At 71.0% G+C, this 9,967-nt stretch carries 13 protein-coding genes; 6 read left to right on the top strand and 7 right to left on the bottom strand.

Annotated elements, in window-relative coordinates:
* The first annotated feature begins 315 nt into the window (after window positions 1–315).
* Window positions 316–840, top strand: a complete 525-nt coding sequence (locus tag A5714_RS08035) for a phage holin family protein (RefSeq protein WP_068074360.1) — start codon at window positions 316–318, stop codon at window positions 838–840.
* Window positions 841–1,797, top strand: a complete 957-nt coding sequence (locus tag A5714_RS08030; protein ID WP_068074362.1) for an alpha/beta fold hydrolase — start codon at window positions 841–843, stop codon at window positions 1,795–1,797.
* A 7-nt stretch (window positions 1,798–1,804) separates the two neighbouring features.
* On the opposite strand, the gene marP is transcribed toward A5714_RS08030, so the two are convergent.
* Genes marP through nth form a run of 4 tightly spaced genes read right to left on the bottom strand, consistent with a single transcriptional unit; the run spans window position 1,805 to window position 5,209 of the window.
* On the bottom strand, window positions 1,805–2,998 hold the full coding sequence (marP, locus tag A5714_RS08025) for an acid resistance serine protease MarP (protein ID WP_156671268.1): 1,194 nt from the start codon (window positions 2,996–2,998) through the stop codon (window positions 1,805–1,807).
* 5 nt (window positions 2,999–3,003) lie between these two features.
* A complete protein-coding gene (locus A5714_RS08020) occupies window positions 3,004–3,810 on the bottom strand; it encodes a CoA pyrophosphatase (protein WP_068074406.1) in 807 nt (268 codons plus the stop codon).
* A gap of 30 nt (window positions 3,811–3,840) precedes the next feature.
* Window positions 3,841–4,491: a TlpA disulfide reductase family protein gene (locus A5714_RS08015; protein ID WP_068284428.1), complete on the bottom strand. Its 651-nt coding sequence runs from the start codon at window positions 4,489–4,491 to the stop codon at window positions 3,841–3,843.
* 37 nt (window positions 4,492–4,528) lie between these two features.
* Window positions 4,529–5,209 (bottom strand): endonuclease III, encoded by a 681-nt coding sequence (nth, locus tag A5714_RS08010; RefSeq protein ID WP_156671267.1) that lies wholly within the window; start codon window positions 5,207–5,209, stop codon window positions 4,529–4,531.
* A 188-nt stretch (window positions 5,210–5,397) separates the two neighbouring features.
* On the opposite strand from nth, the gene A5714_RS25215 reads away from it, so the two are divergent.
* Window positions 5,398–5,778 carry a hypothetical protein gene (locus A5714_RS25215; protein WP_082959625.1) on the top strand — a complete coding sequence of 127 codons (381 nt, stop codon included), beginning with the start codon at window positions 5,398–5,400 and terminating at the stop codon, window positions 5,776–5,778.
* A 105-nt stretch (window positions 5,779–5,883) separates the two neighbouring features.
* Window positions 5,884–6,558, top strand: a complete 675-nt coding sequence (crp, locus tag A5714_RS08005) for a cAMP-activated global transcriptional regulator CRP (RefSeq protein WP_044508824.1) — start codon at window positions 5,884–5,886, stop codon at window positions 6,556–6,558.
* 123 nt (window positions 6,559–6,681) lie between these two features.
* Here the strand turns inward: crp and A5714_RS08000 are convergent, their stop codons facing one another.
* Genes A5714_RS08000 through A5714_RS25970 form a run of 3 tightly spaced genes read right to left on the bottom strand, consistent with a single transcriptional unit; the run spans window position 6,682 to window position 8,096 of the window.
* Entirely contained in the window at window positions 6,682–7,473 is a 792-nt protein-coding gene (locus A5714_RS08000) for an MBL fold metallo-hydrolase (protein ID WP_068284426.1), read from the bottom strand.
* A gap of 5 nt (window positions 7,474–7,478) precedes the next feature.
* A complete protein-coding gene (locus tag A5714_RS07995) occupies window positions 7,479–7,934 on the bottom strand; it encodes a RidA family protein (RefSeq protein ID WP_068074368.1) in 456 nt (151 codons plus the stop codon).
* Window positions 7,935–8,096 (bottom strand): DUF4177 domain-containing protein, encoded by a 162-nt coding sequence (locus A5714_RS25970; RefSeq protein ID WP_156671256.1) that lies wholly within the window; start codon window positions 8,094–8,096, stop codon window positions 7,935–7,937.
* Between the two features lie 74 nt (window positions 8,097–8,170).
* Between A5714_RS25970 and A5714_RS07990 the strand changes: the two genes are divergently transcribed.
* Both A5714_RS07990 and A5714_RS07985 read left to right on the top strand, forming a co-directional pair.
* The gene (locus A5714_RS07990; RefSeq protein ID WP_068074371.1) at window positions 8,171–9,196 is read left to right on the top strand and encodes an ArsA family ATPase; all 1,026 of its coding nucleotides are present in this window, start codon (window positions 8,171–8,173) and stop codon (window positions 9,194–9,196) included.
* The coding region (locus A5714_RS07985; RefSeq protein ID WP_068284424.1) for an ArsA family ATPase at window positions 9,193–9,967 on the top strand (775 nt) is incomplete at its 3' end. The genes A5714_RS07990 and A5714_RS07985, both read left to right, overlap by 4 nt.

Here is a 9,967-nt window from a genome sequence, read left to right as displayed (position 1 = left end):
GGCACCGCCGCCCATCGGAACGCGGACGTCGGCGGCGGCGGCGCGGGGATGCGATCCCGCGAGCGCCACCAGCGCGGCCACCATTGCAGCCGCAAAACACCGGTGCGCAGCCCGCACAGCACCTCCCCTTAGGTAGGCCGGACATCTGACCGGCCCGGCCAGTCTAGTCCGCGCGAGTGTCGCGCTCGCCGGGTCGAAAACGACGGCCGCGCGCACCCGCCGGGCTTCGTCGGCTGGCCTCGTCTGCCGTCGCGGCACATGGCAACATGAACCGCGACGGCAGCGCGCCGGGGGAATGACGAAAGAGGACCGTCTGTGAGCAAAGGTGATGGCAAGAACGGTGTGCCCAACACCCTGACCACCATTCCGTTGACCGATCCGCACGCCACGGCCGCCGAACCGTCGATCGGTGCCCTGATCAAGGACGCGTCGGCCCAGGTGTCGACCCTGGTGCGCGCCGAGGTGGAGCTGGCCCGCGCCGAAATCACCCGCGACGTCAAAAAGGGCCTCACGGGCAGCGTCTTCTTCATCGCGGCCCTGGTGGTGCTGTTCTACTCCACCTTCTTTTTCTTCTTCTTCCTCGCCGAGCTGCTCGACACCTGGCTGTGGCGGTGGGCGTCGTACCTCATCGTGTTCGGGATCATGGTGGTCGTCGGCGCGCTGCTGGGTCTGTTGGGCTTCCTCAAGGTGCGCCGCATCCGGGGGCCCCGCGAGACCATCGAGTCGGTGAAGGAGACCCGTAGCGCCCTGACGCCGGGCCACGACAAGGCCCCCGGCCGCCAGCTCACCGAGCACCGGCCGGGGCAGGACCAGCCCGCCGGCGACCCGTCGGGGTGGTAGATGGCGCCGCCGGATCCGTCGGTCACCCGCATCGACGGGCCGTGGCGGCATCTGGACGTGCACGCCAACGGCATCCGCTTCCACGTCGTGGAGGGGTTGCCCAGCGTCGGTGACGCCGCGGCGCCGCCGACCGCGCGACCGCTGGTGATGCTGCTGCACGGCTTCGGGTCGTTCTGGTGGTCGTGGCGCCACCAGCTGCGCGGCCTCACCGGCGCGCGGGTGGTCGCGGTCGACCTGCGCGGGTACGGCGGCAGCGACAAACCGCCCCGGGGCTACGACGGCTGGACGCTGGCCGGTGACGCCGCCGGGCTCATCCGCGCGCTCGGCCATTCCTCGGCGACCCTGGTGGGCCACGCCGACGGCGGGCTGGCCTGCTGGGCGACCGCCCTGCTGCACGCCCGGCTGGTGTCGGCCATCGCGCTGATCAGCTCCCCGCACCCGGCGGCGTTGCGGCGCTCCACGCTGACCCGGCGCGACCAGGGCTACGCGCTGCTGCCCACCTTGCTGCGCTACCAGGTGCCGTTGTGGCCCGAACGCGCGCTGACCCGCGACGACGCCGCCGAGATCGAGCGCCTCGTCCGCAGCCGCAGCTGCGCCAAATGGGTTGCCTCCGAGGACTTTTCCGAGACCATCGGTCACTTGCGGACGGCGATCCAGATCCCCGGCGCGGCGCACTGCGCGCTGGAATACCAGCGCTGGGCCGTGCGCAGCCAGCTGCGCGGCGAAGGCCACCGCTTCATCCGGTCGATGCAGCAGCAGCTCAGCGTGCCCCTGCTACACCTGCGCGGCGACACCGACCCGTACGTGCTGGCCGACCCGGTCGACCGCACCCAGCGGTTCGCACCCCACGGGCGTTACGTATCCGTCGCCGGCGCAGGGCATTACAGCCACGAAGAGGCTCCCGATGAGATCAACCGGCAGCTGACGAGGTTCCTGCGGCACGTGCACGGCACGTGAGGCGGCCTCAGCCGACGCAGGATCCGGTGCCCACCTGCTGCGTGTCGCCGATCTTGGCCATCTGACTGGCCACTTCGTCGGCGGTCAGCACGAACCCGGTGTCGGGGTCGTCGACCGCCGCGCCGAACACCACGCCCAGCACGTGGCCGTTCAGGTCGATCAGCGGTCCCCCCGAATTGCCTTGCTCCACATTGGCTCTGATCGTGTAGACGTCGCGGGTGACCGGCGCCGGGTCCCGGTAGATGTCCGGCCCGCTGAGCTTGATCAGCTCGCGGATCCGCGCGGGCGTCGCGGTGAAGTTGCCGCCACCGGGATAGCCGAGCACCACTACGCTGGCGCCGGTTTTCGCCTCGGCCTGCGCGAACGCCAACGGCGGCGGCGGCAGGTTGGGCACCGCCAGGATGGCGATGTCGACCGCCGGGTCGTAGGACACCACGGTGGCGTCCAGCGGGTTGCCGCTGGCGTAGATCTGGACGCTGTTGGAGCCCGCGACCACGTGCGCGTTGGTCATCACCCGGTCCGGCGCGATCACGAATCCGGTGCCTTCCAACACTTTCTGGCAGCTGGGCGCCAGGCTGCGCACCTTGACGACGCTGGGCGCGGTGGACACCACCACGGGATTGTTGGCCAGCGCGGGATCCGGGGACGCCACCGGGATCACCGGGGTGCGGCTGAACGGCTCCAGCACCGCCGGCAGACCCGAGGTGTTGAGCAGCGCGGACAGCCGCTTGGGCACTGTCTTCAGCCAGGGCGGCGCCGCCTCGTTGACGCGGGCCAGCACGCGCGAGCCGCGGACCGCCGCCGCCAGCTCGGGTTGGTCCTTCGACTGGGTCAGCGGCGTCGCCAGCAGCCACGCGGCCGTCAACACCACGACGAGCTGCACCCCCACCCCGATCACCGAGTCGACCGAGCGGATGGCGCGGCTGTGGATCGCGCCGCGCACGGCGCGGCCCAGCACCACGCCGGCGACCTCCCCGATGACGACCAGCGCCAGGATCAAGAACAGCGCCGCGAACAGCTTCGCGCGCGGCGCGGCGATGTGGCTGACGATGTGGGGCGCCAGCAGCACGCCCGCGATGGCGCCCAGCAGCACGCCGATGAACGAGAACAGCGAACCCAGCGCGCCCGATCGCCACCCCGAGACCGCCGCGATGAAGGCGACCGACAGGACCGCGATGTCCAGCCACTGCGACGGGGTCATCGAGTTCATCGCGAGTCCCCCGGCGGGTCGAGAAGCGCCATGGCCGTGTCCAACTCGCGCATGTCGGAGGTGTCCCACGGCTGCGCCCACCCGGCGACGTCGAGGAGCGCGGAGATCACCTGCCCGGTGAACCCCCACACCAGCATCTCGTTCAGCAGGAACGCGGGACCGGCCCAGCGGCGGCCCAGGTCGCCGCGGTACACCATCAGCCGGTTGGCCGGATTGACGAACGCCCGCACCGGAACCCGTGCGACGAGCGCCGTCTCGGCGGTGTTGACGACGGCCACCGGGCCGGGATCCGGCGAATACGCCAGCACCGGGACGACGTGAAACTGCGACGGCGCGATGAACATCGGGTCCAGCACCGCCAGCGGATGCAGCCGGCCGACGTCGATCCCGGTCTCCTCCCGGGCCTCGCGCAGCGCCGTCGCCACCGGGCCGTCGTCGGTGGGGTCGGCGGCGCCGCCGGGAAACGCCGCCTGCCCGGCGTGGTGGCGCAACGTGGCCGCCCGCACCGTGACCAGCAGGTCGGCGTCGTCGGGAAGCCCGCCGTCGGCCGGGCCGGACTCCCGGCCCGAGAACAGCACCAACACGGCCGCCTGGCGGGTGCCGCGGACCGCGGAGAGCGCCGCCGTGGCCGTCGAGGTGATCATGGCCAGGACGTCCGCGGGCAGCCGCCGGCGGTACGCGTCGGGGATGGCGGCGACGTTGTCGACGAGCGGGCGCAGCCACGCGGGGCTGGCGTCAGGCGTCAGCGGAACGGTCCCGCTCGCGGGGTCACCGTTCCGCAGGGACGAACCCCCAGCACTCACCGGCCGCTCCAGTCGGTTCAACTTCTCCGCTTATCCCCTGTCGTTTCCGACCGCGGCCGCGATCTCGTCGGCGCTGTCGAAAGCCCGCGGCAGCGTCTGCGCAACGCTACCGTCCGACCGCAGAACCACCGTCGCGGGCATCACGTTGACCACCCGCAGCGCGGCCGCGATGCGGCGCCGGCCGTCCTGCACAGTGGGCAGCCGGACGCCGAGCTCGGCCAGCCGCAGCAGCGCGGCCGTCTCGTTCTCGTCCTGGTGCACAGTCACCACCAGCACGTCCGGGCCCGCCCGCCGTTGATACTCGGCCATCGCGGGCAATTCGGCGGCGCACGGCGCGCACCAGTAGGCCCAGAAGTTGAGCAGCACCGTGCGCCCCGCCAGCGCCCGGGCGACGTCTAAGTCCGCGCCGTCGGCGGCGCACTCGGCCGTCACGCCGCGCAGCGCGCCCGGCCCGGGGCCCTGGCCGAGCGGGCAGGGCGGCAGCTGGGCCCGCGCTCGCGGGCCGGCGAGGGCGGCGGGCGTGTCGGCGTCGCGGTGCTCCCGGTCCGACACCGCCGGGCCGCCGCTGCCGGCCGTGCCGGGTGCGTCGTCGCGCAGTTGCGCCGCCAGCGCCGCGATCAGCGCCACCACCACGGCGACGACCGCGATGTGCCAGCGCGCCCGGCGCGTCAGCGTCGGCATTGCGATCCCCGTGCGCTCTCGTGCTCGCCGGACCGGCTCAGAGCCCGGCCAGGGCGAGCAGATGCTCGGTCTCCGGCCCCCGGACCAGCGGCGCGGCCAGCAGCGGATCGGTGGGGCCGAGGCCGAAGGACGGGCAGTCCTTCTTGATCAGGCAGACTCCGCACGCGGGCTTGCGCGAGTGGCACACGCGGCGGCCGTGGAAGATCACGCGGTGGCTCAGCAGCGTCCACTCGCTGCGCTCGATGAGCTCGCCCACCGCGTGCTCGATCTTCACCGGGTCCGTCTCGGCGGTCCAGTGCCACCGCGACACCAGCCGGGAGAAGTGGGTGTCGACGGTGATGCCGGGAATGTCAAAAGCATTGCCCAGCACCACGTTGGCCGTTTTGCGGCCCACACCGGGCAGCGTCACCAGCTCCTCGATGGTGGCCGGCACCTCGCCGCCGAACCTCTCGACGAGCGCCTGGCCGAGCCCGATCAACGACGTCGTCTTGGCGCGGAAGAACCCGGTGGGCCGAATCAGTTCCTCGAGTTCGGCGCGGTCGGCCTGCGCGTAATCAAGCGCCGTCCGGTACCGCTTGAACAATGCGGGCGTCGTCAAATTCACCCGCTTGTCGGTGCTCTGCGCGGAAAGAATTGTGGCGACGGTGAGCTCCAGCGGAGTGGTGAAATCGAGTTCGCAGTGCGCGTCCGGAAATGCCTGCGCCAATGCGCGATTCATGCGGCGCGCCCGGCGCACCAAGCCCACCCGCGTTTCCTCGGACTGGCGGCGCGCGACGGTCCCGTCGGGCGTGGCCGGCTTCGACTTCGAGCGCCCGGAGGATTTTGCCGCTGTCACTCTCGACAGAGTACTGATTTCGTGATCTCGCCGAGACCCGGTGTTGATTCAAGACCCTGTTTACTCTCCTTGTGTCGTGGTTGCTGGTGGCGTGCGTCCCTTGGCTGCTGATGCTCGCCGCGCTCTGGCTGGGCCGGCTGGAGAGGGAGCTCGCGCGGCAGCCGGTCGCGACGCCGCCGGCCAGGGAGCTGACCGGGGGGCCTGACGCCGCCAACATGCGCGCACTGGCCTCCCCGGGCGCCCCGGACCCACTGGTGCGCCTGCACCGGCACCCCGCGGAGCGTCGTCCCGAGCCGGTCCCGACGGGCCGCCAGACCGCGCCTCGGCACGCCGTGCCCGCGTTTGCTGTGGGATTGGCCGACCGCGACGAGTGGACTTTGCCGACGCGAATTCACGGACACTCGCACGGCAATCCGCAATTTAGGGCAACTCGACACGTCAATCGTGTGTAGCGTTGGCTCGTCGGGCACGACGGGCATTCCTCTAGACTCGTCAGGCGAGCAAGGGGTTAACCTGCCCCTATCACACTGATTTTTCGACATAGCTGAAGAGGCAACGTGGACGAGATCCTGGCAAGGGCAGGAATCTTCCAAGGGGTTGAGCCGGGCGCGGTCGCCGCACTGACCAAGCAGCTGCAACCCGTCGATTTCCCCCGCGGGCACACCGTGTTCGCCGAAGGGGAACCGGGCGATCGGCTGTACATCATCGTCTCGGGGAAGGTCAAGATCGGTCGCCGCTCACCCGACGGGCGGGAGAACCTGCTGACCATCATGGGCCCGTCGGACATGTTCGGCGAGCTGTCGATCTTCGACCCGGGCCCGCGGACCTCCAGCGCCACCACCATCACCGAGGTGCGGGCGGTGTCGATGGACCGCGACGCGCTGCGGGCGTGGATCGCCGACCGCCCCGAGATCGCCGAGCAGTTGCTGCGGGTGTTGGCCCGCCGCCTGCGCCGGACCAACAACAACCTCGCCGACCTCATCTTCACCGACGTGCCGGGGCGCGTGGCCAAGCAGCTGCTGCAGCTGGCCCAGCGGTTCGGGACCCAGGAGGGCGGGGCGATGCGGGTGACGCACGACCTGACCCAGGAGGAGATCGCCCAGCTCGTGGGTGCGTCCCGGGAGACGGTGAACAAGGCCCTGGCCGACTTCGCCCACCGCGGGTGGATCCGCCTGGAGGGCAAGAGCGTGCTGATTTCGGACTCCGAGCGCCTGGCCCGCCGAGCCAGGTGAGCGCTGGGCGCTGAGAGGCCCGCTCCGCGAGGCCGTTGGCGCGAGCGTAAGCACGCTGCGGCAGTTGGCCCCGTATCCCGCGGCGCGCTTACGCTCGCGGGCACGCCGGGGGCTTGGACCGCGCTAGCGGCGCAGGTAGTCCAGCTGCGCCTGCACGGACCATTCGGCCGCGTCCCACAGCTTCTCGTCGACGTCGGCATAGACGTGCTCGACGACCTGGCGGACCGTGGCGTCGTCGCCGATGTCCCGCAACGCCGAGCGCACCTGCTCCAGGCGCTCCTGCCGGTGCGCCAGGTAGCCCGCCGCGACGGCGGCCAGGTCCGGCAGGTCGGGGCCGTGGCCGGGCAGCACCGTGCGCGCGCCCAGGCCGCGCAGCCGCCGCAGCGAGTCGAGGTAGTCGGCCAGGCCGCCGTCCTCCTTGTCGATCACGGTGGTGCCGCGGCCGAGGATCGTGTCGGCGGTCAGCACCGCGTCGTCGAGCAGGAACGACAGCGAGTCGGCGGTGTGGCCGGGCGTCGACATGACCTTGATCCGCAACCCGGCGGCGTCGATCACCTCGCCGTCGACCAGCTCACCGCCGAGCCCCCGCAGGAACCCGCTGCCCGCGGACCGCACCGTCGCCCCGGTCGCGTCGACCAGCTTGTCGATGCCGTCGGTGTGATCGCCGTGCCGGTGGCTGATCAGCACCAGCGCGATGCGGCCCAGCGCGGCGACCCGCGCGATGTGCTCGTCGTCGTCGGGGCCCGGGTCGACGACGACGAGCTCGGCGCTGCCCGGCCCGCGCAGCACCCAGGTGTTGGTGCCCTCGAGCGTCATCAGGCCGGGGTTGTCGGCCAGCAGGACCGACGCAGTCTCGGTGACCGCCCGCAACCTTCCGTATGCGGGGTGGGTCGGCGACTCGACTGCCTCGGTCACGGCCGTCAGCCGACCTCCACGATCAGTTCGACTTCGACCGGGGCGTCCAGCGGCAGCTCGGACACGCCGACCGCCGACCGCGCATGCGCGCCCCGCTCGCCGAACACCTCACCGAGCAGCTCGGAGGCCCCGTTGACGACGCCCGGCTGGCCGTTGAAGCCGGGGGCGGAGGCGACGAACCCGACCACCTTGACCACCCGGGTCACCGCGTCGATGCCCACCAGCGAGTGCACGGCCGCCAAAGCGTTGAGCGCGCAGATCCGCGCCAGCGCCCGGGCCTGCTCCGGGTTCACCTCGGCCCCGACCTTGCCGGTCGCCGCCAGCACGCCGGCTTGCATCGGCAGCTGCCCCGCGGTGTAGACGAGGTTGCCGGTCCGCACGGCCGGCACGTAGGAGGCGAGCGGTGCCACCACGTCGGGCAGCGTGATCCCGAGCTCCTCGAGCCGGGCGGAGACGCTCATCTACTTGGGGCGCTTGAGGTAGGCGACGTGCTGCTCGCCGGTCGGACCGGGCAGCACCGCCACCAGCTCCCACCCGTCGGCGCCCCACTGGTCGAGAATCTGCTTGGTCGCGTGCGTCAGCAACGGAACCGTGGCGTACTCCCATGCGATCGGTTGGCTCATGTCGCGAGCTTATCGGTCGCCTGCCATCGGCTCTGGTCAGGCCAAGCGGCCTGGCATGGTGGAGCTAGCATGCGATAGTGGCAACCTCATCGAGCGGCGGTAGCTCCGTCGGCTGGCCGGCGCGCTTGGCGAAAGCCCGCCTGCACTTCGTGACCGGCAAGGGCGGCACGGGCAAGTCGACGATCGCGGCCGCGCTGGCACTGACCCTCGCGGCCGGGGGCCGCAAAGTCCTTCTCGTGGAAGTCGAAGGGCGCCAAGGCATTGCGCAGTTGTTCGACGTTCCGCCGCTGCCGTACGAGGAGGTGAAGATCGCGACCGCCGAACGCGGCGGGCAGGTCAACGCCCTGGCGATCGACATCGAGGCCGCCTTCCTGGAGTACCTCGACATGTTCTACAACCTCGGCATCGCGGGCCGGGCGATGCGCCGCATCGGCGCCATCGAGTTCGCCACGACCATCGCGCCGGGCCTGCGCGACGTGCTGCTCACCGGCAAGATCAAGGAGTCGGTGGTGCGGGTGAACAAGGGGGCCAAGACCCCGGTCTACGACGCGGTGGTGGTCGACGCCCCGCCCACGGGGCGGATCGCCCGCTTCCTCGACGTCACCAAGGCCGTCTCGGACCTGGCCAAGGGCGGGCCCGTGCACTCGCAGGCCGAGGGCGTGGTCAGGTTGCTGCACTCCGAGCAGACGGCCATCCACCTGGTCACGCTGCTCGAGGCGTTGCCGGTGCAGGAGACGCTGGAGGCCATCGAGGAGTTGGCCGAGATGCAGCTGCCGATCGGCAGCGTGATCGTCAACCGCAATATCGCCTCCTACCTGCAACCCGCGGACCTCGCCAAGGCCGCCGAGGGGCACGTGGACGCGGACTCGCTGCGCACCGAGTTGCAGAAGGTTGGAATCACGTTGGGCGACAACGACTTCGCGGGTCTGCTGACCGAAACCATCGAACACGCAACGGTGATCGCGGCGCGCGCCGCGACGGCGCAGCAGCTCGACGCGTTGCAGGTGCCCCGCCTGGAGCTGCCGGCGATCTCCGACGGCGTCGACCTCGGCAGTCTCTACGAATTGTCCGAATCGCTGGCGCAGCAGGGAGTTCGATGAGCACGACGGCGCGCCGACTCGAGATGGGCGCCATCCTGGCCGACACGGCCAACCGGGTGGTGGTGTGCTGCGGCGCCGGCGGGGTGGGCAAGACCACCACCGCCGCGGCGATGGCCTTGCGGGCGGCCGAACTCGGCCGCAACGTCTGCGTGTTGACCATCGACCCGGCCAAGCGGCTGGCGCAAGCGCTGGGGGTCAACGACCTCGGCAACACGCCGCAGCGGGTGCCGCTGGCGCCCGAGGTGCCCGGCGAGCTGCACGCGATGATGCTCGACATGCGGCGCACGTTCGACGAGATGGTGGTCCAGTATTCGGGAACCGGTCGCGCACAAGCGATTCTGGACAACCAGTTCTATCAGACCGTCGCGAGTTCCCTGGCGGGCACGCAGGAGTACATGGCGATGGAGAAGCTCGGCCAGCTGCTGGCCGAGGATCGCTGGGACCTGGTGGTGGTCGACACGCCGCCGTCGCGCAACGCCCTGGATTTCCTGGACGCACCCAAACGACTGGGCAGCTTCATGGACAGCCGGTTGTGGCGCCTGCTGCTCGCGCCCGGCCGCGGTATCGGCCGATTGGTCACCGGCGCAATGGGATTGGCGATGAAGGCGATGTCGACGATTCTCGGTTCACAGATGTTGGGCGACGCGGCGGCCTTCGTGCAGTCGCTGGACGCCACCTTCGGCGGCTTCCGGGAGAAGGCCGACCGCACCTACGCGCTGCTCAAACGGCGGGGCACCCAGTTCGTCGTGGTGTCGGCGGCCGAGCCCGACG

This window comes from Mycobacterium sp. E2462 (genome assembly GCF_001672685.1).
In the GTDB taxonomy this organism is placed as follows: domain Bacteria; phylum Actinomycetota; class Actinomycetes; order Mycobacteriales; family Mycobacteriaceae; genus Mycobacterium.
Note: the sequence above shows the minus strand (reverse complement) of the source record. Positions and strands in the feature narration are given on the sequence as shown.

What these genes read in the sequence shown, in the direction of transcription:
- A5714_RS08030 (WP_068074362.1), top strand. Translation starts at nt 841, where the DNA reads ATGGCGCCGCCGGATCCGTCGGTCACCCGCATCGACGGGCCGTGGCGG.
- nth (WP_156671267.1), bottom strand. Translation starts at nt 5,209, where the DNA reads ATGAATCGCGCATTGGCGCAGGCATTTCCGGACGCGCACTGCGAACTC.
- A5714_RS07995 (WP_068074368.1), bottom strand. Translation starts at nt 7,934, where the DNA reads ATGAGCGTCTCCGCCCGGCTCGAGGAGCTCGGGATCACGCTGCCCGAC.
- marP (WP_156671268.1), bottom strand. Translation starts at nt 2,998, where the DNA reads ATGACCCCGTCGCAGTGGCTGGACATCGCGGTCCTGTCGGTCGCCTTC.
- A5714_RS08015 (WP_068284428.1), bottom strand. Translation starts at nt 4,491, where the DNA reads ATGCCGACGCTGACGCGCCGGGCGCGCTGGCACATCGCGGTCGTCGCC.
- A5714_RS25970 (WP_156671256.1), bottom strand. Translation starts at nt 8,096, where the DNA reads ATGAGCCAACCGATCGCATGGGAGTACGCCACGGTTCCGTTGCTGACG.